A 22090-nucleotide genomic window follows, 5' to 3' on the forward strand; every position below is an offset into this window, starting at 1 on the left:
ACGGCTCAGAGGGTCCGCACCCAGTTGCGGAGAATGTGCGCGCCCGCGTCCCCGGACTTCTCCGGGTGGAACTGCGTCGCCCACAGCGGCCCGTTCTCGACGGCGGCCACGAAGTCCTCACCGTGGTGGGCCGTGGTGACCTTCGGCTGCCCGCCCGGCAGCTCCGAGACCAGCTCCCACCGCCGCACGGCGTAGGAGTGCACGAAGTAGAACCGGGTGTCCGGGTCGAGCCCCGCGAACAGTTCCGAGTCCGGGGCCATTCGCACCGTGTTCCATCCCATGTGGGGCAGCACGTCGGCGTTCAGCCGCTCGACCGTGCCCGGCCACTCGCCGACGCCCTTGGCCTCGACGTCGTGCTCGACACCGCGTTCGAACAGGATCTGCATCCCGACGCAGATGCCCAGCACGGGCCTGCCCCCGGCGAGCCGCGTACCGATGATGCGGTCCCCACCGACGGCCAGCAGTCCCTCCATGCACGCCGCGAAGGCGCCCACGCCCGGCACGACGAGACCGTCGGCCTCCAAGGCGGCGCGATGGTCCGAGGTCACTTCGACGTCCGCGCCAGTGCGCCGCAGAGCGCGTTCGGCGGAGCGGAGGTTTCCGGACCCGTAATCGAGGATGACGACTGAAGGCACGCACACAGCCTAACCGCCCGGACCGGTCCGACGGCCCACCCGCCGGACCACGGGCAGGACGGCCGACGCCGCGATCGCCAGCAGCGTGAACGAGACCCCCACCGTGGTTGCCGAGATCAGCGCCCCGACGGCGACGGCGCCGAGGCCCTGCCCGGCGTCGAAGGCGATGTTCCACGCCACGCTCGCCTCGGCGGCCGGGGCGCGGGCGAACATCGCCACGAGCGCGTCGTTCTGCACGACCCCGAACCCGACCCCGAACACGGCCACCGCCACGACGGCGACGACGGTGAGCCCGTCCGCCTCGGAGACGAGCGCGAAGCCGAGCAGTCCCCCGCCCCCGACCGCGAGGGCGGGCAGCAGCATGCGGCCGGGGGCGGCCACCCGGTCGCCGTAGTGTCCGGCGAGCCAGCGGGTGAGCATGGCCGCGCCCGGCACGACGAGCAGCGCGATGGTCGCGACCGTCGGACTCAGCACGATGGGAAGGAACGTCGCGAGCGCGCCGTAGCCGGTGGACAGCGCGAGCATCGGCAACCACGGCCGCCACGTCGCCACCGCGACGTCCTTGACTCCCCGCAGCCCGCCCCGCGTGGTGTCGTCTCCCGGACGCGAACGGGGCACCCCGAAAGCCGGCACGACCGCCGAAAGCGGCAGGGCGGTCGCCAGCGCGAAGACCGGCCCGAACCCCCAGTGCTCCACGACGGCCGTACCCGCGGGCAGCCCGACGAGCTGAGGTAGTCCCACGGCGAGCCCGTAGAGGCCCGATCCACGTGCCACCAGCGCGGCGGGCAGCAGTTCCGCGATCAACGCGCTGCCGCACACGGTCAGCAGCCCGAAACCCAACCCGCGCACAAACGAGATGGCCAGGACGGCGGGCGCGGCGGGAAACGCGGCCAGAAACGGCGCGGGCACGCCGATCAGCAACGCCCCCAGCACCAGACCGGACCGGTAGCCGAACGCGCGCACGAACGCGGGAACGGCGAACTGCGCCAGCACGGTGCTGGCCATGAAGACACCGGTGGCGGCTCCCGCGACGACGGAGTCCGCGCCGTGGCGCACGACCCACAACGGCACCACGGGAAGCAACAGCGAGAAGCCGCTGAACGCCCCGGCCGCGACGCAGAGCATGAACAGGAACGGGCGGTGACGCAGTGGCGAACCGGAGTCGCTGCTCGCCGCGGCCGCGGGGCTGGGCATGGACACGCCCCTCTTCTAGTACGCCCGTACCCGTTTTGTCGAACCCGCCGATCCGCGCTCGATGACGATCACCTCCGTGTCCATTCCAGGAGCCGGGCGGCGGGCAGGGTGTTGACCACGTCGCCCACGGCGACGCCGCAGTCGAGCGCTCGGGCGCAGCCGTAGGGCTGCCAGCCGAGCTGACCCGGTGCGTGGGCGTCGGTGTCGACGGCGAAACGGCACCCCAGCTCGCGAGCCCGGCTCAGCAGCCGTCGGGGAGGGTCGAGCCGTTCCGGACGAGAGTTGATCTCCACGGCGACGTCGTGCTCCCGGCAGGCCTCGAACACGGCGTCGGCGTCGAACTCCGAGGCGGGCCTGCCCCGGCCGGTGACCAGCCGTCCCGTGCAGTGGCCGAGCACGTCGACGTTCGGGTTCGACACGGCGGCGACCATGCGGCCGGTCATCCGGCGCGAGTCCATCCGCAGGTGGGAGTGCACGCTCGCCACCACGAGATCCAGCTCCGCGAGCAACTCCGGCTCCTGGTCGAGCGAGCCGTCGTCGAGGATGTCGACCTCGATGCCGGTGAGGACCCGAAAAGGCGTGCCCTCGCTCGCGTACGCGGCGTTGAGTTCGGCCACGACGTCCAGTTGGCGACGCAGGCGGTCGGCGCTCAACCCCCGTGCCACCGCCAGCCGGGGAGAGTGGTCGGTGAGCACCAGGTACTCGTGGCCGAGTACGCGCGCCGCCTCGGCCATCTCGTCGACGGAGCCGCCGCCGTCCGACCAGTCGGAGTGCGTGTGACAGTCCCCGCGTAACGCGGCGAGCAGTTCCCCGCCCTCGGGGAGGTTCCCCGCGCTTCCCACGACCTCGGTCAGGTAGGCGGGTTCCCGGCCCGCCAGCGCGTCGACGACGACACCGGCCGTGGTCTGGCCGATGCCGCTCAGCTCGGTGAGGGTGCCCTCGGCGGCCCGGCGCTCCAGTTCCTCCCGGCTCAGCCTCTCGATCACCGCGGCGGCCCTGCGGAACGCCCTGACGCGGTAGCTCGACGCTCCCTCGCGTTCGAGGCGCAACGCGACCTGCCGGAGCACGCCGCCGGGGTTCATCGCCTCGCCTCTCGGGGAAGCTCGTGGAATCGGACGTCACGGCACCGAGCCGCCTCGACCGTCATCGTGAGGTAGGTGCACGCCGGTTGCCGACGCCGGTCCGTGGGAGACCCCGGATTGAGCAGGCGAAGGCCGTTCGGGGTAACGCTGTCCCAGGGGATGTGACTGTGTCCGAACACCAGTACGTCGGTGTCGGGGAACCACTCGTCGCAGCGGCTCTCCCGGCCCCCGGCGGGCCCCGTCTCGTGGACCACGGCCACACTCAGCCCGTCCAGGTCGGCCCTCGCCACCTCGGGGAGCCGACGTCGCAACTCGGGGCCGTCGTTGTTGCCGTACACGGCGATCAACCGCCGGGCCGTCGCGGTGAGGTGGTCGAGCAACGGCTCCGTGACCCAGTCGCCCGCGTGGACCACGACGTCGGCCTCCTCGACCTCCCGCCACACCTCGTCCGGCAGCTCACGCGCCCGCCGCGGCACGTGCGTGTCGGAGATCGCCAACACCTTCATGCCGCTCGTCAACCGCCCTGGTTCGAGATCCCGACGTCCAGCCCGGCGGCGATCCGCTCGTACTCCGCCGCGGACGGCTCCCGCTCACCGAACTGGTCGCGCAGGTCGTCCCGTCGGATCACCTCCAGCGCTCCGGCGTAGTCGGGAGCGTCCAACTCCCGCTCCCCCAGCACCCGGAACGCCCCCTCGTGCAACACCAGCCGTGCCGACGGGTCGTCACTGGCGAACAGAGCGCGAACGTCGTCGGCAGTGACACGCATGGAACCTCCCGTTCACTTCTTCCCTTCGATCACTGCCGAGTACCCACAAAAACGGCTATCGCAATGAAATAAAACTGGTACATCGGCCCGGCGATACCGAAACCCGGCGCGACAACGCCGGCGCAATTCCCGTGACACCCACATGACCTGCGTCGATGCCGAAGGGTTCGGGACGGGGGGTTCATGTCGCCCCGGCCACCGTCCCCCGTATCTTGGCCTGCGGAGTTCTGGCCGGAAGCCGGACGTGGAGGGGTTGCCTTGCAGCAAAATAGCCAGTGGCCCGAGTCACACAGCGAAGAAACGGACATACTTCCGCGAATCGACGCGCGACCGCCGCAGCCCGACCAGAACGCCACGGAACGCACCCAGCACATCGCTGCCGTTCCCGACGCGCCGACCCAGCAGATTCCGCCCGCCGGTGGCAGCGGCGGCGGGGAGACGCCACCCCCGAGCCGGCCCGGCGAGGAGGCCTCGAAGCCGGCCTCCGGCCGTCCTCGCTGGCGCAAGCCCGGCATCATCGCCGCCGCCGTGTTCGGCTTCCTCGTGTTGGTGTACGGCCTGGACCTGCTCATCACCAGCGGCGACATTCCTCGCGGGGTGTCCGTGGCCGGCGTCGACGTGGGCGGGATGAGCCCGTCCAAGGCCGAAGCCCTGCTGCGGGAGGAGCTCGAACCGCGGCTCACCCAGCCCGTCGCCTATCGCGCGGGCGAGGTGACGGGTGAGCTGAACCCCAAGGAGTCGGGCCTCACCCTCGACTGGGACGCCACCCTGGAGCAGGCGGGCGACCAGCCCCTCAACCCCTTCACCCGGATCGCGTCCTTCTTCACCACCACCGAGCTCGGCGTGGTGACCCAGGCCGAGCCCAACCAGTTCGCCAACGCCATGAAGGCGCTGCGCAAGGAGGTCGACCGGGAACCCGTCGAGGGGGACATCGTCTTCGAGGGCGCCCAACCGAAGGCGGTGGAACCCCAGCAGGGCCAGAAACTGCAGGAGGAGCAGGCCCGCGAGACCATCCTCGCGCACTGGGCCTCGGGCGAGCAGCTCGACCTGCCCGTGGACGCCACCCCGGTGACCGTGCCGATGGAGGAGGTCCAGAAGGCGCTTCGCGAGGTCGCGCAGCCCGCCATGTCCGGTCCCGTGGTCGTGCGCGGCGACGGCACCGACGGTGTGCTCGAACCGGAGGAGATCGCGGAAGGCCTGTCGTTCGAGGCGAAGAACGGCTCGCTCGTTCCGAAAATCGACCAGAAGAAGATCGTCGCAGGCGTGGAACCGGAACTGGCCTCCACGGAGAAGGAGGGCAAGGACGCCACGATCGTCTTCGAGGGCGGCAAGCCCAAGGTCGAGCCGTCCGAGGACGGCATTCAGATCCAATGGGACGAGACGCTCAAGCCGCTGCTCGACGTGTTGAAGAAGACCGACGGCCGGGAGCTGACCGCCGTCTACGAAAAGCAGCCCGCCGAACTCACCACCGAGGAGGCCGAGGGACTCGGCATCAAGGAGGTCATCGGCGAGTTCACCACCGGCGGCTTCGCTCCCGACTCCGGGGTCAACATCAAGGTGGTGGCCGAGAAGGTCAACGGCGCCATCGTCAAGCCCGGCGAGACCTTCAGCCTCAACGAGTACACGGGCCCGCGCACCGCGGCCCAGGGCTACGTCGAGGCGGGCATCATCCAGAACGGCGCCCCCGGCAAGGCGGTCGGCGGCGGTATCTCGCAGTTCGCCACCACCCTGTACAACGCGTACTACTTCGCGGGGCTCAAGGACGCCGGTCACCAGGAGCACAGCTACTACATCAGCCGGTACCCCAAGGGCCGGGAGGCCACCGTCTTCCAGAACCCCGACGGCTCCAGCGTCATCGACCTGAAGTTCACCAACGACAGCGAACACGGCGTGGCGATCCAGACAATCTGGACCCCGTCGGACATCACAGTGAGGCTGTGGGGCACCAAGCGCTACGACGTGCAGTCGGTCACCGGTGAGGAGACCAACCACGTGCCGCCGCCCACGCAGGACGGCCCGGAGGAGAACTGCCAGCCGAGCCCCGGCGCACCGGGATTCACCGTCACGGACACCCGCATCCTGCGGGACATCAACACCGGGCAGGAAGTGCGCCGGGAGGAACGCACGGTGAAGTACAACCCGCAGCCGAAGATCGTCTGCAAGAAGGACTGAAGCGCTGACTCGGGTGGCCTCCGCGAGTCGGGTCTGTCAGGGTGAAGTGAAGGGCAGGCTTTCCCGACTCGCGGAGGTTCCCATGTCCGACACCACGCCGAGCACCGGTGGGGACGGCCGGGACGACGAGGTCAAGCGACGGTTCCGGGAGGCACTCGCCCGGAAACAGGCGGTTCGCAAGGCCGGTGAGTCCCACGCCGACCACGGCAACACCGGGACCCACCCCCACGGACCGTTGGCGCACAAGCGCGATTTCCGGCGTAAGAGCGGCTGAAGGACCCCCCGCCGGGCTCGTCCGGCGGTTCCCGCGAAGTCCCGGTCTCCCGGCGCGCCGTCATCCGCCGGGAGCGGGGCGTGGCCCTCGTGCGCACACGCCCCGCCGGCAACTCGACTACCTGGTGAGAATCGACCTCAGCCGGGACACCTCGGCCATGCGGCGTTCGGCGAGCCGGTCGGCCGCGGTCGCCGGTGGCACCCCCTCCTCCTCGGCGAGGGCGAACACCTTCTTCGTGGTCTCGTAGAGCGCGCTGACCTTGCGGTGGGCCCGCTCGTACTGGAAGCCGTGGAGCTCGTCGCTGACCATGATCACGCCACCGGAGTTCACGAGGTAGTCGGGCGCGAACAGGATGCCGCGTTCGTCGAGCAGCTTCTCCACACCGGGGTGCGCCAGCTGGTTGTTCGCCGCGCCGCAGACCACCTTGGCGCGCAGGACCTCCACCGTGGCGTCGTTGAGCGCGCCGCCGAGCGCGCAGGGGGCGTAGACGTCGATGTCGGAGGCGACCAGGGTGTCGGTGTCGGCGACGACCTCCACCGACGGATGCGCCGAACGCACCCTGTCGATCGCGGCCTCGGAGACGTCGGTGACCACGACTTCCGCGCCGGCCTCGACCAGGTGCCCCACGAGCAGGTGGCCGACCTTCCCGACACCGGCCACACCGACCCGGCGGCCGCGCAGCTCGGGAGTGCCCCACACGTGCTCGGCGGAGGCCCGCATGCCCTGGAACACGCCGTAGGCGGTGAGCACCGAGGAGTCCCCGGCACCGCCATCGTCGCGGGAACGTCCGGTGACGTACCGGGTCTCCCGCGCGACCACGTCCATGTCGGCCACGTAGGTGCCCACGTCGCAGGCGGTGATGTAACGCCCGCCCAGGGTCTCGACGAACCGGCCGTAGGCCCGAAGCAGTGCTTCCGACTTGACCGTGGCGGGGTCACCGATGATGACGGCCTTACCACCACCGAGGTCGAGGCCCGCGAGGGCGTTCTTGTACGACATGCCCCGCGACAACGCCAGCACGTCGTTCAGCGCGTCCTGCTCCGACGCGTACGGATAGAAGCGGGTTCCGCCCAGAGCTGGTCCGAGTGCGGTGGAGTGCACCGCGATGATCGCCTTGAGCCCGGTCTGCGGGTCCTGGCAGTAGACCACCTGTTCGTGGCCGCCGTCGCGGCCGAATACACCATCGGTCACGGTCGTGACTCCTTTGTCGTCGCCCGGCGCGGCTTGTGGCTCGCGCGCTCCGGTGTTCCGGTGTTCGATCGGGACGGCCCGAACCGGGAAGGTCGTTCCGGGCTCGCACCGTCGCCTGCGAATCTAGCCCACGGAGATCCACCGGAAAACCGGGTGACGACGAAGGAAGACCGGTCAGGACCCCGACATCGGGGAGCGGAGCGCGGTCACGACCGAGGCGAACATCGTCGACTTGATGGCACCGAGCGTGCCCTTGTCCTTGCCCGCCAGAGCGGCGACGCGTTCGCACGCAACGTCGAGCAGCTCGTCCTCGCTCGCGACGGCGTCGACGAGCCCCGTGCGTTCCGCCTCGTGTCCGCCGAACCGGTGCGCGGTGGTCATCGACGCGATCGCCGCGGACGGCGTCAGCTTGCTCTGGATGAGGGCGGCCATGCCCGGCGTGAAGGGGATGTTGATGTCGGCCTCGGGGAAGCAGAAGAAACCCCGGTCGGCTCGCATGACGCGCGTGTCGTGGGCCATCGCCAGCATGGCACCCGCACCGAAGGCGTGGCCGTTGACGGCGGCCACCGTGGGCACCGGCAGGGTGAGCACCTTGGCGAAGAGTTCGTGCACGTCACGCACGTACTCCTGGGTCTGCTCGGCGTGCGCGGAGAGCCATTCCAGGTCGAGGCCGTTGGAGTAGAACTTGCCTTTGCCCACCGTCACGAGCGCCGCCGGTCCGTCGTGCCCGGCCACGGTGTCCAACATGTCGTGGACCGTCTTCAACCACTCCGGCGAGAACCGGTTCTCGTCGGCTCCGAGTTCGAGCACGAACACACGATCACGTTGGTGCAGCGTGGGCACGGCGATCCTTCCTCACAGGTCCGGAAAAACCGGGGAAACACTAACAGAGCGCTTAGTCACTTCCGGAGTGGACGGTTCGGCGGGGCCCGACGCCACCGTGGAACCCCGTCCGTTCCGGACGACCACGAACGTCGGGAACACGAGCGAGGGCCGCCCCACCACGGACGCGGCGAGACGGCCCTCGGGGCGAACACGGGAACGGGCTCACTCAGCCCTTGCGCTTGGTGATCTCCTCCGTCAGCTGCGGGGCGACGTCGAACAGGTCACCCACGACACCGAAGTCGGCGATCTCGAAGATCGGCGCCTCGGGGTCCTTGTTGACCGCGACGATGGTCTTGGAGGTCTGCATACCGGCCCGGTGCTGGATGGCACCGGAGATGCCGAGCGCGATGTAGAGCTGCGGCGACACGGTCTTACCGGTCTGTCCGACCTGGAACTGGGCCGGGTAGTAACCGGAGTCCACCGCGGCGCGGGAGGCACCGACGGCGGCGCCGAGCGAGTCGGCCAGCTTCTCCACGACCTCGAACTTCTCGGCGGAACCGACACCACGGCCACCGGAGACGACGATCGACGCCTCGGTCAGCTCGGGGCGGTCGCCCGCGACGACCGGCTCGACACCGGTGATCTTCGCCGACTTGGCCGGGTCGACGGCGGGCAGCGACACGGTCTCCTCGGCGGCGGCGCCCTCGGCCTGCTCGGCCTCGACGGCACCCGGACGCACGGAGATCACGGGAACCCCGCGGGTGGTTTTCGACTTCACGGAGAAGGCACCACCGAAGATCGACTGTTCGACGCTGCCGTCGGAGTTCACACCCACGGCGTCGGCAATCCAACCGGAACCGAGCCGCACGGCCAGCCGACCGGAGACCTCCTTGCCCTCGGAGGTGGCGGCCACGAGCACGGCGGCGGGCGAGGCCTGCTCCACGACGGCCGCCAGCGCGTCCACCTTCGGCGTCACCAGGTAGGACGTGGCGTCGTCGGACTCGGCCACGTAGACCTTCGCGGCACCGTAGGACGCCAGGGACTCCTTCGCCTTCGCGGCGCTGCCGGGCGCACCGACGACCACGGCCGACGGCTCACCCAGGGCACGGGCCGCGGTCAGCAGCTCGTAGGTGACCTTCTTGACCTCACCGTCGACGTGGTCGACGAGGACGAGTACTTCGCTCATGAGTTCTTTTCCTTGTCTGTCGTCGTTCGATGAAGTCAGATGATCTTCTGGGCCACGAGGAACTCGGCGACCTTGGTGCCGCCGTCACCCTCATCGGTGATCTTCTGGCCCGCGGTCCTCGGCGGCTTCGGCGCCGCCTCGAGGACGGTGGACCCGGCGTTGGCGAGGCCGACCTCGCCCGCGTCGACACCCAGGTCGGCGACCGTGAGGGTCTCCACCGGCTTCTTCTTGGCGGCCATGATGCCCTTGAACGACGGGTAACGCGGCTCGTTGATCTTCTCGGTCACGCTCACCACGGCGGGCAGCGAGGCTTCGAGGTGCGTGATGCCGTCCTCGGTCTCGCGGGCGACCTTGATGCTGTTGCCCTCGACGGTCACCTGGCGGGCGTGGGTGAGCTGCGGCAGGCCGAGCAGCTCGGCGAGCGCGGCGGGCACGGCACCGCCACGACCGTCGGACGCCTCGTTGCCCGCGATGATCAGATCGACGTCCCCGATCTTCCGCACCGCGGCGGCCAGCACCTTGGCGGTCGCGATCAGGTCGGAGCCGCGCAGCGCCTCGTCGGAGACGTGAACCGCCTTGTCGGCACCCATGGACAGGGCCTTGCGGATCGCGTCGGTGGCGCGGTCGGGACCGACGCACAGGACGGTCACCTCGCCCTCGCCGGCCTCCTTGATCTTGAGCGCCTCCTCGACGGCGCGCTCGTTGATCTCGTCGATCACCGCGTCGGCGGACTCACGGTCGAGCGTGTGGTCGTTCTCGTTGAGCTTTCGCTCCGAGTAGGTGTCGGGCACCTGCTTGACCAGGACAACGATGTTGGTCATGGGTCTCCTTCGGCGCGCAAGGCGTTACTGGTCGGTAGATTACGGCGTTCCCCACACGCTACGCCTGCCGAGGTGACAGCGTTCACCCGGAATCGCCGGAAACCGGGACTATCGTCCCACTATCCCCCCACCTGAGACGTCGATCACCCCCCCGAGATGACTCTTGGTCCGAAAGTCGCAACGCGCTGCTTCTAATGGGTGGTCGAAACAGTTACCCTGCCGACGTGCCAGTAGCAGTGATCACAGACTCGACGGCCTGCCTGCCCGAACAACTGGCCGCTCAGTGGGGAATTTCCGTCGTCCAGCTCCTGATCGAGGCCAACGGACGAATCGACGACGAGTCCCGTTTCGACAGGGCGGAACTGGTGGAGACGCTACGTGCGGGCAAGCCGGTCACGACGAGCCCTCCCGACCCCGGGGCGTTCTTCTGGACCTACCAGGACGCGGTGAGCGCGGGCGCCGAGGCCATCGTCAGCGTCCACATCTCCCGCCGCCTCTCCGCCACGGCCGAGGCGGCCAGGGAGGCCGCACAGCAGGTGCGGGTCCCCGTCCACGTGATCGACAGCGCTACCACCAGCATGAGCCTCGGCTTCGCCGCGCTGTCCGCCGCCCGCGCCGCCGCGGCGGGCGCCGGCCCGCAGCGTGTCGTCGAAACGGCCCAGCGACGCTCCAGCGCCAGCAGGGAGTTCATCTACGTGGACACGCTGGAGTACCTGCGTCGCGGTGGCCGCATCGGCCGGGCGGCGGCACTACTGGGCAGCGCGCTCGCCCTCAAACCACTGCTCACCGTGCAAGACGGCGAGGTGACCGCCCTCACGAAGGCCTCCGGATCGCGGCGGGCCCTTTCCAAACTGGCCGACCTCGCCGTCGCCGAGGCCGGGGACCGCGCCGTCGACATCGCCGTGGCGAGCGCGACGCCGTCGGACCGCGAGCTGAGCCTCGTGGAGCAGTTGCGCGGCCGTATCCCCCGGCTGAACGACATCATGCTGGTCAACGCCAGCACCGTGATCACCGCGCACGTCGGCCCCGAAGCCCTCGGCATCACGGTGGCACCCGTACCGTGACCGTCGGGCACGCCGCCGTCCTTCCCGGACCACCCCACGCCGAAGTGGACGGCGCGCGCCGACGTGGCAGCATGACGGCATGTCCACATCCCGTCCCGTGTGCAGCATGGAGGGCTGTGAGCAGCCGATCCTGCTGAATCCCGAGGAACGCACGGTGTGCGCCGCGTGCGAGCTGCGCGGTGGCCCGCCACCTCGACCACAGGCCGTGGAGGAGCAGCCGACCTCGGAGGGCGGTATGCCCGAAGGACTGACCTGCGCCCGCCCGGACTGCGGACGGCCCATCCTGAACCTCGAGGACCCGGATTGGGCCGAACCACCGAAGCTCACCCGCGCCGAGCGGGAGGCCGCGGGACTGCGTACCGAGTGCTGGCTCCACCACATGGAGACCCACGGCCTCACCGGCAAGTACGTCTTCCGTCCCGGCGAGGGCGTCGAGAAGGCCGGGTGACGTTTCCGTCCCGCGAGGGTTCGGGGATCGTCCCTCCCGCAGCGGATTGGTTCGCCCGCCACGGGAGAGGTGGCCGGGTGGCGATCTCGGTCACGTCGGCGGGTCTCCCGACGAGCCGGATGATGAACTGAGACCGTGCCGCGGCCGTCGTGGCCTCGGGCCTCGCCGTCCGTTCCACCGAACGGCGGCGACGCTCACCCGCCGACGGGAACGGCCGCCACGGTAGTTTCCTCCTGAGTCGACCGCCGAACCGAACGCCGCGAGGAGAACGCACGCGTGTCACCCCGAACCACCGCCGGGACGCCCGGCCTGCACCTCACGGGCGAACGGACAGCCCCCGACGTGCCCGAGGAGAACTACTGGTTCCGCAGGCACGAGGCCGCCTACCTGGCACTCGCACCGTTGTGCCGGGACGCGGTGGTGCTGGAGGCCGGGTGCGGCGAGGGGTACGGCGCGGCCCTGCTGGCCGAGTACGCCCGGTCGGTGCTCGCGCTCGACTACGACGAGCCCACCACGACCCACGTGGCGCAACGGTACCCGAAGCTCGGTGTGGTGCGCGGCAACCTCGCGTTCCTGCCCGTGGCCACCGGCTCGATCGACGTGGTGGCCAACCTCCAGGTGATCGAGCATCTGTGGGACCAGGCCGGGTTCCTCGCCGAATGTCGTCGGGTACTACGGCCCGGCGGTCGGCTGCTGGTCACCACCCCCAACCGCCTGACCTTCACCCCGGACTCCGGCACCCCGCTCAATCCCTACCACACCAGGGAACTCTCACCGTCCGAATTGGATGAGCTGTTGCGTGAGGCGGGGTTCGCGGTGGAGCGTCTCGCCGGCGTCCACCACGGACCGGCGCTCACCGAACTCGACCGCCGACACGGCGGGTCGATCATCGACGCCCAACTCGCCGTCGTCATGGGCAGTCTTCCGGGGCAGGCCACGTGGCCACGAGACCTGCTCGCCGACGTCGAGGCGATCACCGCCGACGACTTCGTGCTGCGGGACGACGACCTCGACTCCAGCCTCGACCTCCTCGCCGTGGCGGTGCGCCGATGACCGACACCGAGGGCACGTTCTGTCTCGTCCTCCACAGCCACCTTCCGTGGCTGGCACACCACGGCAACTGGCCCGTCGGTGAGGAATGGCTCTACCAGGCGTGGGCGCACTCCTACGTTCCCGTGGTCGACCTGCTGCGACGGTTCGCCGACGAGGGGCGTCGCGACGTTCTCACCCTGGGCGTCACGCCCGTCCTGGCGGCCCAGCTCGACGACCCCTACACGCTGCGCGCGTTCCACGAGTGGGTGGGCCACTGGACCCTGCGGGCCAATCAGGCGGCGATGCTGTGGCGAGGTGACGAATTGCTGTCCGATCTCGCCGTCGCGGAACACCGCACCGCCCACCACGTCCTGGCCGAGGCCGAGAGCCACTGGCGCCACGGGTTCTCCCCCCTCCTGCGGTCACTCGTGGACGCCGAGGTGATCGAGCTCCTCGGCGGCCCGGCGACCCACCCGTTCCAGCCTCTGCTCGACCGCCGGGTACGAGCGTTCGCGCTGCGCACCGGCCTCACGGACACGGCGCTGCGGATCGGCCATCGCCCCGAGGGCATCTGGGCGCCCGAATGCGGTTACGCGCCCGGCATGGAGCACGACTACGCCGAGGCGGGCGTGCGCCGGTTCCTCGTCGACGGCCCGTCCCTGCACGGCGACACCGCCGCGGCCCGCACCGTCGGCTCCTCCGATGTGGTGTGTTTCGGCCGCGACCTGGAGGTGACCTATCGGGTCTGGTCCCCGAAGGCCGGCTATCCGGGCCACAGCGCCTACCGAGACTTCCACACCTGGGCACACGAGGTCGGCATCAAGCCGGCGCGCGTGACCGGGAAACACATCGCGCCCGAGGACAAGGCCCCCTACGACCCGGCGCTCGCGGCCGACGCGCTGCGCCTGCACGTCAAGGACTTCGTCGAGACCGTGGTGCGCAGGCTGCGCTCGCTGCGCGAGAAACACGGACGTCCGGCGCTCGTCGTGGCCGCCTACGACACCGAGCTGTTCGGCCACTGGTGGCACGAGGGCCCCCAGTGGCTGGAAGCTGTCCTGCGAGCCCTTCCCGAGGCCGGCGTTCGCGTCACCACGCTACGTGGGGCGTTGGAGGCGGGTCATCTCGGCGGACCGGTGGAGCTGCCCGCCTCGTCGTGGGGCTCGGGCAAGGACTGGCGGGTGTGGGACGGGGAACAGGTCGCCGACCTGGTGCAGGCCAACGCCGCCCTCCAGCGACGACTCCTGGCGCTTCCGGCTCCCACCACCGCGCGCGACACCGTGGCCGACCAAGCCGTCACCGAAGCCCTGCTGGCGTTGTCGAGCGACTGGGCGTTCATGGTGACCAAGGACTCCGCGGCCGACTACGCGCGCAGACGGGCCCGCGAGCACACCGAGCGGTTCGACGCGCTCGCGGAGGCCCTGCGCACCGGGCGACCCGAGGGCCGGACACTCGCCGACCGTTATCGGGCCACGGCGCTGCCCTTCGGGCACCTCGACGCCCGAGACCTGCTCACTGCCCCGACCCCGCGGCGATGACGGCGCGATTGCGCTCGGCCACCACGGGGACGGCCACCTTGACCACCCTGCGATCGTAGGTGAGCAGCCCGTTGACCTCGTTCTCCACGTCGGTGAGCTGGGTGTAGACGGCCCCGGAGAGCCGGTCGCGAGCCAACGCCTCCAGTTCGGTGCTCAGCTCCACGTATCGCTCGGTGAGCCGATCCCGGTCGGGCGCCATCTCGTAGGCGAGGGGCTCGCCGGGCCACATGTGGCCCTCCACGACCAACCCGATACCGCCGAACTCCCCGTCGACGATCGCCCTCGGGTCGGTGGCGGCGAGTTCCGGCCGTCCCGGTCCCACGTAGGTGTGGTCGTCGTACACGTCGCCCGCCCCGGAATCGGGGTGCGAGTGGCAACAGTTGACCCCGCTGGCGGCGACGACGAGACGACCGGGGTCGACGGACTTCACCTCCTCGGTGATGCGAGCGGTATCGTACTCGCCCCAGCCCTCGTTGAACACCACCCACACGACGATCGACGGCACGTTGCGGAGCTGGTGCAGCATCGCCCGCAACTCCGTCTCGAACCGTCGTCGTGCCACGGCCACGGGCGGCGCCTGCGGACCGGGCGGGTTGTCGAGCACCACCGGCAGCGACGGCATGTCCTGCCACACCAGCAAGCCCAACCGGTCGGCCCAGTGGTACCAGCGCATCGGCTCCACCTTGACGTGCTTGCGCACGCTGTTGAACCCGAGCGCCTTGATGCGTTCGAGGTCGAACCGGAGCGCCTCGTCGGTGGGCGCGGTGTAGATCCCGTCGGGCCAGTAGCCCTGGTCGAGGGGCGCGTTGAGGAACACCGGCCGGTCGTTGAGCAGCACACGGGGCGGACCGTCGCCGTCGGGGGCCACCCGCACGGTGCGCAACGCCACGTAGCTCGCCACCTCGTCGAGCACGTCCCCGTCGTCGTTCACCACCCGCACGGTCACGTCGTAGAGGTGCGGATGGTCGGGACCCCACAACAAGGGGTCGGGGACATCGAGGCGCAGCCGTTCCCCGGCGGCGCCCCGGACGGACGTCACCTGCTCGTCCCCGAGGGCGACCGACACGTCCACCGTCGGTGGCGAGGACGCCCCCGCCACGTGGGCGACGAGATCGAACCCGCGCAGATCGGGTGTCAGATCGAGGTCGGTGACGTGGATCTCCGGAACCGCTTCCAACCACACGCTCTGCCAGATCCCCGAACAGCCCGTGTAGAGGATGCCGCCCGGTTGGTTCGCCTGCTTGCCCACCGCGAACGTGCCCCGGTTGCCCTCGTCGTCGGCCCGGACCAGCACCTCCTGCTCGGCGTCGGGCCGCAGCACGTCGGTGATGTCCACGGTGAACGCCGTGTATCCGCCCTCGTGGCGGGCGAGCAACTGGTGGTTGACCCACACGGTGGCGATCTGGTCCACCGCCCCGAAATGCAGCAGCACTCGCCCGGTGCGCCATTCGGGCGGGACGTCGAAGGTCCGGCGGTACCACATCCGCTCGTCCCGACGTCCGATACCGGACAGTCGCGACTCGGGCGGATAGGGGACGAGGATGCGCTCACCGCGGTGGACGACGCCGTCGGCGTCACGGCCCACGTACTCCCACAGGCCGTTCAACGTTCGCCAGGTCGGTCTCGTCAGTTGCGGGCGGGGATGCTCGGGATGGGCGTTGTCGGGGGTCACCTGGTAGGTCCACGGCGTGGACATCGCCATCGCCGGACTCGTGGACGTCGCTGCTTCGCTCATCGACTCCGATGCTGGCACAGAAGTGGGACTGGCCGCCGCCGCCGAAGCGACCGGTGAGTAACCTCGGCTTATGCGCGTGTTGATGCTGTCGTGGGAATACCCGCCGGTCGTGGTCGGGGGGCTCGCCCGACACGTCCACGCGCTGGCCAGGCATCTCGTGCGCGGCGGGCACGAGGTGGTGGTGCTGTGCAGGCACGCCGCGGGCACCGACGCCGAGACCCATCCCACGACCGACGAGGTCGTCGACGGGGTGCGCCTGATCCGGGTGGCGGAGGACCCCGTCCACGTGACGTTCGAGCGCGATCTCGTGGCGTGGACGATGTCGATGGGCCACGCCATGATCCGCGCGGGGACGCAGCTGCTGCGCACCTGGCGACCGGAGGTCGTCCACGCCCACGACTGGCTCGTCACGCAGCCCGCGATCGCCCTGGCCGAGGCCGCCGAGGTGCCGTTGGTGGGCACCATTCACGCCACGGAGGCGGGCCGCCACTCTGGTTGGCTGTCCCAGCCCCTCAACCAGCAGATCCACTCCGTGGAGTGGTGGCTGGCCAACCGGGTCGACGCGCTCATCACCTGTTCCGAGGCGATGCGCCGCGAGGTGGCGCACTTGTTCGAGGTGCCGGACGAGGCGATCACAGTGATCCACAACGGCATCGAGGAACGGAACTGGTACGTGAAGGGGGAGCACGTCGCCCGTGTACGTGCCGCCCACAGCCCCGACGGCCCCATGCTGTTGTTCTTCGGGCGCCTGGAGTGGGAGAAGGGAGTGCAGGACCTGCTCGACGCGCTGCCCGAGATTCGGCGCAGGCACCCCGGCACCCGACTCGTGGTGGCGGGTGCGGGCAGGCACCGGGACGAGCTCGTGGCCCAGACGGCGCGGTTGTCGTTGGACGACGCGGTGGAGTTCGTGGGGCATCTCCCCGACGCCGAACTGCGCGCGGTGCTGTCGGCCGCCGACGCGGTCGTGCTGCCGAGCCGCTACGAGCCGTTCGGCATCGTGGCACTCGAAGCCGCCGCGGCCCAGGCGCCTCTGGTGGCCTCCACGGCGGGTGGTCTCGGGGAACTCGTCGTCGACGGCGAGACGGGGCTCGCGTTCGCCCCCGGCGACGTCGACGGGATCGTGCGCGCGGTGGACACCGTGCTGGCCGACGGCGAGGCGGCGTCCCGGCGGGCGCACGCGGCCGCTTCCCGGCTGGCGACGGACTTCGACTGGTCGCGCATCGCCGAGGAGACCATTCGCGTCTACCGTCGGGCGAAAGTGTCCCCGCCGCAGTCCTTCGGCCGCCCCAAGATCGCCACGGGCAACGCGTTCGCGTGACCGTCGGCCCGAAGGACGGGGACGTCATGCCGCCCCGGACGACGAGCAACGTGTCCGATTAGGACGAAAATCACGGACCGCACCGTAGAGTGCGGCCGTGGAGGCCGCCGCCCCGGTGCCTTCGGGACGGTGACCTCCACGGCCTCCACGACGACCTCCGGCCTCGTCCGGCAGCCGGGCGGTCAGCTCGATGTCGTCAGGTACCTCGCGTAGGCGCCCGTCGTGAAAAAGCTCGGCAGTTTCTCCGACAACGCCGTCTCGACGAAGATCTCGCGCGCCTCGGCGAGCCGGTTGTCCTCACCGAGCTCGGCGCGCACGTCGGCGAGTTCGGCGTCCAACCACTCCGTCACCCGCTCCCGCGTGACGACGGTGCCGTCGGCCAGCTTCGTGCCGTTGCGAATCCACTGCCACACCTGGCAGCGGGCGATCTCCGCCGTGGCGGCGTCCTCCATCAGGTTGAAGATGGCGGCGGCCCCGGTGCCCTTCAACCAGGAGTCGATGTAGCGCAGGGCGACGTTGATGTTCGACCGCACGCCCCGCTCGGTGACCTCACCACCCGCGCTCGCCACGTCGAGCAAGTCGTGGGCCGTGACGACGACGTCCTCGCGTAGTTTGCCGAGCTGGTTGGGCCAGCCGCCCAACACCTCGTCGAACACCTCCCGACAGACCGGCACCAGGCCGGGGTGGGCCACCCACGACCCGTCGAAGCCGTCACCGGCCTCGCGTTCCTTGTCCTGCCGGACCTGCTCCAGCGCGACGGCGTTCACCTCGGGGTCACGACTCGGGATGAACGCCGACATCCCGCCGATCGCGTGGGCACCGCGCTTGTGGCACGTGCGCACCAGCAGCTCGGTGTAGGCCCTCATGAACGGCACCGTCATCGTGACCTGCGCCCGATCGGGCAGCACGTAGTCCGCGCCGTGCGAGGCGAAGGTCTTGATGATGCTGAAGATGTAGTCCCAGCGGCCCGCGTTGAGCCCGGCGGCGTGCTCGCGCAGCTCGTAGAGGATCTCGTCCATCTCGAACGCCGCGGTGATCGTCTCGATCAGCACGGTGGCGCGGATCGTCCCCCTCGGAATGCCGAGTTCCTCCTGCGCCATCAGGAACACGTCGTTCCACAGTCGAGCCTCGTGGTGGCTTTCCAGCTTCGGCAGGTAGAAGTACGGTCCGCTGCCCCGTGCGAGGAGCTGCCGTGCGTTGTGGAAGAAGTAGAGCCCGAAGTCGACGAGACTGGCCGACACGGGACGGCCGTCGATCCGGATGTGCTTCTCCACCAGGTGCCAGCCCCTGGGCCTGGCGACGATCGTGGCCGGCTCGTCGCCGATCACGTACCGCTTGCCCCGGTCGGTGAAGTCGATGTCACGCCGGATCGCGTCGTACAGGTTGAGCTGGCCCGACACGATGTTGTGCCACGTCGGCGACGTCGCGTCCTCGAAGTCTGCCAACCACACCTTCGCACCCGAGTTCAGGGCGTTGACCGTCATCTTGCGGTCGGTGGGACCCGTGATCTCCACCCTGCGGTCCTCGAGGCCGGGGGCGGGCTGGGCCACCTGCCAGGACGGGTCGCTGCGAATCCACCGGGTGTCCGGCAGGAAGCCCAGCTTCTCCTCGCCCGCGGCGAGCCGCTCCCTGCGCCGACGCCGAGCGTCGAGCAGGTCCCGGCGACGACCCGCGAAGGTGTTGTCCAACTTCGCGACGAACTCCAGCGCCGCCGGAGTGAGAATCTCGTCGTAGCGCTCGCGCATGGGACCGGCGATGCGCAGCCGGCCGTTCAACGTGTCAGCCATGTCTCGTCCCCTTCGAGCCGGTGACGCAGTTCGGTCTAGAACTGCGCTTCCTCGGTGGAGCCCGTCAGCGCCGTGGTGGAGCTCTCCGGGTTCAGGGCGGTGCTCACCAGGTCGAACCAGCCGGTGCCGACCTCGCGCTGGTGGCGGGTGGCGGTGTAACCGCGCTCCTCGGCGGCGAACTCGCGCTCCTGCAGGTCGACGTAGGCGGTCATGCCCTCATTCGCGTAGCCCTTGGCCAGGTCGAACATCGAGTAGTTGAGCGCGTGGAAGCCGGCCAGCGTGATGAACTGGAACTTGTAGCCCATGTGGCCCAGCTCGCGCTGGAACTTGGCGATGGTGTCGTCGTCCAGGTGCTTCTTCCAGTTGAACGACGGCGAGCAGTTGTACGCCAGCATCTGGTTCGGGTACTTGGCCTTGATCGCCTCGGCGAACTGGCGTGCGACCTCCAGGTCCGGAGTGGACGTCTCCATCCACAGCAGGTCGGCGTACTCGGCGTAGGCCAGACCACGCTCGATGCACGGCTCGATGCCATTGCGCACCTCGTAGAAGCCCTCGGAGGTGCGGTTGCCGGTGAGGAACTTGCGGTCGCGCTCGTCGACGTCGCTGGTGAGCAGCGTCGCGGCCTGGGCGTCGGTGCGGGCGACGATCACCGACGGCACGTTCAGCACGTCGGCGGCCAGGCGAGCTGCGTTCAGGGTGCGCTCGTGCTGCTTGGTGGGGATGAGCACCTTGCCGCCGAGGTGACCGCACTTCTTCTCGGAGGCGAGCTGGTCCTCCCAGTGCACACCCGCGGCACCGGCGGCGATCATGGCCTTCATCAGCTCGAAGGCGTTCAGCGGACCACCGAAGCCGGCCTCGGCGTCCGCCACGATCGGCGCGAACCAGTCGATGTCGGTGTTGCCCTCGGCCCAGGTGATCTGGTCGGCGCGGGTCAGCGCGTTGTTGATGCGACGCACCACGGCGGGGACGGAGTTGGCCGGGTAGAGGCTCTGGTCGGGGTAGGTCTGGCCGGCCAGGTTGGCGTCGGCGGCGACCTGCCAACCCGACAGGTAGATCGCCTTCAGACCGGCACGGACCTGCTGCACGGCCTGGTTACCGGTGAGCGCGCCCAGGGCGTGGATGTAGTCCTCGGTGTGAAGCAGATTCCACAGCTTCTCGGCGCCGCGGCGGGCGAGCGTGTGCTCCTCGACGACGCTACCGCGAAGCTTGACCACGTCCGCGGCGGAGTAGGAGCGCTTCACGTCCTTCCAGCGGGGGTTGGTCTTCCACTCCTGCTCCAGGGCGGCCGCTTCCTGCTCCAAGCGGTTCTGCTTCTCGGTCATCGCTTTCACTCCAACTTTGCGAACGTTGCGATCACTCGCCTGCTGGCGATGACAATGACATGGCCTGCACAAACGGCGCCAGAGATCCAAGTTGCGAAGTTGTGCGAATTTTCCTTAGGATCTTGTGAATGTTGCAAATGACCGTGTTCACAATGCTGTGTAATTCGGGATCTTGACCGTTTCCGGACAGGAATTCCTTCACGAAGGATTCGATTCAGTGGACAAGACTTTCGCCGGAGCACGACTGCGGCACCTCCGTGAGAGCCGCTCGATGAGCCAGGCCGACCTGGCCCGCCTGCTCGAAATCTCCCCCAGCTACCTCAACCAGATCGAGCACAACACCCGACCGTTGACCGTGCCGGTGCTGCTACGCATCACGGAGGCGTTCGGCGTCGACGCCGAGTTCTTCGCCGACAACGACACCTCCCGGCTCGTGGCCGAGGTCAGGGAAGCCCTGCTGGACGAGTCGATCGGGGCCAACGTCTCCCCCGGAGAGATCAACGACCTCGCGAAGAACCTGCCGTCGGTGGCCGAGGCTCTGGTCAAGCTCCACCGGAGCTACCGCAACGCCATCGAGACCACGGCGGCGCTCGTCACCGAGGACGGCCGGGGCGTCCACGGCAGTCCCGCCGCACCCCTGCCCCACGAGGAGGTGCGCGACTTCTTCTACGAACGCGAGAACTACGTGGCCGAACTCGACGAACGCGCCGAGAAGATGTACCACGAGCTGGGACTTCGGCGCGACGAGATCCGTAACGGGCTGCGCGACCGACTGGCCGAGCACTACGGGGTCACCGTCACCACGGAGGGCCTCAACCTCGCCGCGGGCGAGCAACACCGGTACGAACCGGAGACCCGCATCCTCCGGATGGCTCCGACGTTGCGCATCGGCCAGCAGGCCTTCCGCATGGCCTCACAGATCGCGCTGCTGGAGTACGACGACCTCATCACCGAGCTCGCCGACTCGTGGGCGTTCTCCGGCGCCCCCGCCCGCTCCCTGGCGCGCGTGGGCCTGGCGAACTACTTCGCGGGCGCGCTCATCCTGCCCTACCGGGACTTCCACGGCGCCGCCGAACGATTCCGCTACGACATCGAGCTGTTGTCCGAGCACTTCGGGGTCGGGTTCGAGACCGTGTGCCATCGGCTGTCGACGCTGCAGCGTCCCAAACTCCGGGGAATCCCGTTCTCGTTCGTCCGTGTCGACCGCGCGGGCAACATGTCCAAACGACAGTCGGCCGCCGGGTTCCACTTCTCCCGCGTCGGGGGCGCGTGTCCACTGTGGGTCATCTACGAGGCGTTCGCCCGCCCCGGCAAGGTGCTCACCCAGGTCGCGACGTTGCCCGACGGCAAGAGCTACTTCTGGATCGCCCGCACGGTCTCCCGCAACATCGGCGGGTACGGCAGCCCCGGCAAGGTGTTCTCGGTGGGACTCGGCTGCGAGCTGCGACACGCACACCGGCTCGTGTACTCGTCGGGACTGAACCTCGACGACAAGACCGCCGCCACCCCCATCGGCATCGGATGCAAGGTGTGCGAACGCCCCGCCTGCCCTCAGCGGGCCTTCCCCACGATCGGCAAGCAGCTCACGGTGGACGAGAACACCAGCACCTTCGTCCCCTACCCGGCGGTGCCGAAGACCGACTGAGCCCCCGCCGGCGTGTCCGCACTTCCCGCACGCGTGTCCGCAGCTTTCGTACGCGTGT

The 22090-nt window shown here is 69.5% G+C and carries 20 protein-coding genes; 8 read left to right on the plus strand and 12 right to left on the minus strand.

What is annotated here, in order from left to right:
• Positions 1-5: 5 nt before the first annotated feature.
• From hisH to SACGLDRAFT_RS15515, 5 genes are all read right to left on the minus strand, one after another.
• Positions 6-635, minus strand: a complete 630-nt coding sequence (hisH, locus tag SACGLDRAFT_RS15495; RefSeq protein WP_005465781.1) for an imidazole glycerol phosphate synthase subunit HisH — start codon at positions 633-635, stop codon at positions 6-8.
• A 9-nt stretch (positions 636-644) separates the two neighbouring features.
• Complete coding sequence (locus SACGLDRAFT_RS15500) at positions 645-1829, minus strand: MFS transporter (RefSeq protein ID WP_005465782.1); 1185 nt, start codon at positions 1827-1829, stop codon at positions 645-647.
• Between the two features lie 68 nt (positions 1830-1897).
• Positions 1898-2911 (minus strand): PHP domain-containing protein, encoded by a 1014-nt coding sequence (locus SACGLDRAFT_RS15505; protein WP_005465783.1) that lies wholly within the window; start codon positions 2909-2911, stop codon positions 1898-1900.
• Positions 2908-3417 (minus strand): metallophosphoesterase family protein, encoded by a 510-nt coding sequence (locus SACGLDRAFT_RS15510; protein ID WP_005465784.1) that lies wholly within the window; start codon positions 3415-3417, stop codon positions 2908-2910. The genes SACGLDRAFT_RS15505 and SACGLDRAFT_RS15510 overlap by 4 nt, the downstream gene beginning before the upstream one ends.
• 8 nt (positions 3418-3425) lie before the next feature.
• Positions 3426-3677: a hypothetical protein gene (locus SACGLDRAFT_RS15515; protein WP_005465785.1), complete on the minus strand. Its 252-nt coding sequence runs from the start codon at positions 3675-3677 to the stop codon at positions 3426-3428.
• 258 nt (positions 3678-3935) lie between these two features.
• Here SACGLDRAFT_RS15515 and SACGLDRAFT_RS15520 point away from each other — a divergent pair, with 258 nt between their 5' ends.
• Together SACGLDRAFT_RS15520 and SACGLDRAFT_RS15525 are read left to right on the plus strand one after the other, a co-directional pair.
• Positions 3936-5849, plus strand: coding sequence for a VanW family protein (locus SACGLDRAFT_RS15520; RefSeq protein ID WP_005465786.1), 1914 nt, complete (start codon positions 3936-3938; stop codon positions 5847-5849).
• 82 nt (positions 5850-5931) lie between these two features.
• The gene (locus SACGLDRAFT_RS15525) at positions 5932-6123 is read left to right on the plus strand and encodes a DUF5302 domain-containing protein (RefSeq protein WP_005465787.1); all 192 of its coding nucleotides are present in this window, start codon (positions 5932-5934) and stop codon (positions 6121-6123) included.
• A gap of 117 nt (positions 6124-6240) precedes the next feature.
• Here SACGLDRAFT_RS15525 and SACGLDRAFT_RS15530 read toward each other — a convergent pair whose 3' ends face one another.
• The 4 genes from SACGLDRAFT_RS15530 to SACGLDRAFT_RS15545 form a co-directional block, all read right to left on the minus strand.
• Entirely contained in the window at positions 6241-7314 is a 1074-nt protein-coding gene (locus SACGLDRAFT_RS15530) for a Glu/Leu/Phe/Val family dehydrogenase (protein ID WP_005465788.1), read from the minus strand.
• A gap of 174 nt (positions 7315-7488) precedes the next feature.
• Positions 7489-8157 carry an enoyl-CoA hydratase-related protein gene (locus SACGLDRAFT_RS15535; RefSeq protein ID WP_005465789.1) on the minus strand — a complete coding sequence of 223 codons (669 nt, stop codon included), beginning with the start codon at positions 8155-8157 and terminating at the stop codon, positions 7489-7491.
• Between the two features lie 208 nt (positions 8158-8365).
• Positions 8366-9325: an electron transfer flavoprotein subunit alpha/FixB family protein gene (locus SACGLDRAFT_RS15540; protein WP_005465791.1), complete on the minus strand. Its 960-nt coding sequence runs from the start codon at positions 9323-9325 to the stop codon at positions 8366-8368.
• Between the two features lie 35 nt (positions 9326-9360).
• Entirely contained in the window at positions 9361-10146 is a 786-nt protein-coding gene (locus tag SACGLDRAFT_RS15545; protein WP_005465792.1) for an electron transfer flavoprotein subunit beta/FixA family protein, read from the minus strand.
• Positions 10147-10340: 194 nt separating this feature from the next.
• Here SACGLDRAFT_RS15545 and SACGLDRAFT_RS15550 point away from each other — a divergent pair, with 194 nt between their 5' ends.
• The 4 genes from SACGLDRAFT_RS15550 (at position 10341) to SACGLDRAFT_RS15565 (ending at position 14225) form a co-directional block, all read left to right on the plus strand.
• Positions 10341-11210 carry a DegV family protein gene (locus SACGLDRAFT_RS15550; protein ID WP_005465793.1) on the plus strand — a complete coding sequence of 290 codons (870 nt, stop codon included), beginning with the start codon at positions 10341-10343 and terminating at the stop codon, positions 11208-11210.
• A 79-nt stretch (positions 11211-11289) separates the two neighbouring features.
• Entirely contained in the window at positions 11290-11658 is a 369-nt protein-coding gene (locus SACGLDRAFT_RS15555; protein WP_157608827.1) for a hypothetical protein, read from the plus strand.
• A 276-nt stretch (positions 11659-11934) separates the two neighbouring features.
• On the plus strand, positions 11935-12711 hold the full coding sequence (locus SACGLDRAFT_RS15560) for a class I SAM-dependent methyltransferase (RefSeq protein ID WP_005465795.1): 777 nt from the start codon (positions 11935-11937) through the stop codon (positions 12709-12711).
• A complete protein-coding gene (locus SACGLDRAFT_RS15565; protein WP_005465796.1) occupies positions 12708-14225 on the plus strand; it encodes a 1,4-alpha-glucan branching protein domain-containing protein in 1518 nt (505 codons plus the stop codon). The genes SACGLDRAFT_RS15560 and SACGLDRAFT_RS15565 overlap by 4 nt, the downstream gene beginning before the upstream one ends.
• On the opposite strand, the gene SACGLDRAFT_RS15570 is transcribed toward SACGLDRAFT_RS15565, so the two are convergent.
• Positions 14200-15960 carry a glycoside hydrolase family 2 protein gene (locus SACGLDRAFT_RS15570; RefSeq protein ID WP_040919153.1) on the minus strand — a complete coding sequence of 587 codons (1761 nt, stop codon included), beginning with the start codon at positions 15958-15960 and terminating at the stop codon, positions 14200-14202. The two genes, SACGLDRAFT_RS15565 and SACGLDRAFT_RS15570, sit on opposite strands and share 26 nt — an antisense overlap.
• A gap of 70 nt (positions 15961-16030) precedes the next feature.
• On the opposite strand from SACGLDRAFT_RS15570, the gene SACGLDRAFT_RS15575 reads away from it, so the two are divergent.
• Entirely contained in the window at positions 16031-17278 is a 1248-nt protein-coding gene (locus tag SACGLDRAFT_RS15575; protein WP_005465798.1) for a glycosyltransferase family 4 protein, read from the plus strand.
• Between the two features lie 182 nt (positions 17279-17460).
• Here the strand turns inward: SACGLDRAFT_RS15575 and aceB are convergent, their stop codons facing one another.
• Positions 17461-19065, minus strand: a complete 1605-nt coding sequence (gene aceB, locus SACGLDRAFT_RS15580) for a malate synthase A (RefSeq protein WP_005465799.1) — start codon at positions 19063-19065, stop codon at positions 17461-17463.
• Positions 19066-19100: 35 nt separating this feature from the next.
• Positions 19101-20387, minus strand: coding sequence for an isocitrate lyase (gene aceA / locus SACGLDRAFT_RS15585; protein WP_005465800.1), 1287 nt, complete (start codon positions 20385-20387; stop codon positions 19101-19103).
• 217 nt (positions 20388-20604) lie between these two features.
• Between aceA and SACGLDRAFT_RS15590 the strand changes: the two genes are divergently transcribed.
• Complete coding sequence (locus SACGLDRAFT_RS15590) at positions 20605-22032, plus strand: short-chain fatty acyl-CoA regulator family protein (RefSeq protein ID WP_005465801.1); 1428 nt, start codon at positions 20605-20607, stop codon at positions 22030-22032.
• The last annotated feature ends 58 nt before the right edge of the window (positions 22033-22090 follow it).

The sequence above is a fragment of the Saccharomonospora glauca K62 genome, assembly GCF_000243395.2.
Classification (GTDB): domain Bacteria; phylum Actinomycetota; class Actinomycetes; order Mycobacteriales; family Pseudonocardiaceae; genus Saccharomonospora; species Saccharomonospora glauca.

What these genes read in the sequence shown, in the direction of transcription:
- SACGLDRAFT_RS15565 (WP_005465796.1), top strand. Translation starts at nt 12,708, where the DNA reads ATGACCGACACCGAGGGCACGTTCTGTCTCGTCCTCCACAGCCACCTT.
- SACGLDRAFT_RS15510 (WP_005465784.1), bottom strand. Translation starts at nt 3,417, where the DNA reads ATGAAGGTGTTGGCGATCTCCGACACGCACGTGCCGCGGCGGGCGCGT.
- SACGLDRAFT_RS15500 (WP_005465782.1), bottom strand. Translation starts at nt 1,829, where the DNA reads ATGCCCAGCCCCGCGGCCGCGGCGAGCAGCGACTCCGGTTCGCCACTG.
- SACGLDRAFT_RS15525 (WP_005465787.1), top strand. Translation starts at nt 5,932, where the DNA reads ATGTCCGACACCACGCCGAGCACCGGTGGGGACGGCCGGGACGACGAG.
- aceB (WP_005465799.1), bottom strand. Translation starts at nt 19,065, where the DNA reads ATGGCTGACACGTTGAACGGCCGGCTGCGCATCGCCGGTCCCATGCGC.
- SACGLDRAFT_RS15575 (WP_005465798.1), top strand. Translation starts at nt 16,031, where the DNA reads ATGCGCGTGTTGATGCTGTCGTGGGAATACCCGCCGGTCGTGGTCGGG.
- aceA (WP_005465800.1), bottom strand. Translation starts at nt 20,387, where the DNA reads ATGACCGAGAAGCAGAACCGCTTGGAGCAGGAAGCGGCCGCCCTGGAG.
- SACGLDRAFT_RS15550 (WP_005465793.1), top strand. Translation starts at nt 10,341, where the DNA reads ATGGGTGGTCGAAACAGTTACCCTGCCGACGTGCCAGTAGCAGTGATC.
- SACGLDRAFT_RS15570 (WP_040919153.1), bottom strand. Translation starts at nt 15,960, where the DNA reads ATGAGCGAAGCAGCGACGTCCACGAGTCCGGCGATGGCGATGTCCACG.
- SACGLDRAFT_RS15505 (WP_005465783.1), bottom strand. Translation starts at nt 2,911, where the DNA reads ATGAACCCCGGCGGCGTGCTCCGGCAGGTCGCGTTGCGCCTCGAACGC.
- SACGLDRAFT_RS15555 (WP_157608827.1), top strand. Translation starts at nt 11,290, where the DNA reads ATGTCCACATCCCGTCCCGTGTGCAGCATGGAGGGCTGTGAGCAGCCG.
- SACGLDRAFT_RS15515 (WP_005465785.1), bottom strand. Translation starts at nt 3,677, where the DNA reads ATGCGTGTCACTGCCGACGACGTTCGCGCTCTGTTCGCCAGTGACGAC.
- SACGLDRAFT_RS15545 (WP_005465792.1), bottom strand. Translation starts at nt 10,146, where the DNA reads ATGACCAACATCGTTGTCCTGGTCAAGCAGGTGCCCGACACCTACTCG.
- SACGLDRAFT_RS15540 (WP_005465791.1), bottom strand. Translation starts at nt 9,325, where the DNA reads ATGAGCGAAGTACTCGTCCTCGTCGACCACGTCGACGGTGAGGTCAAG.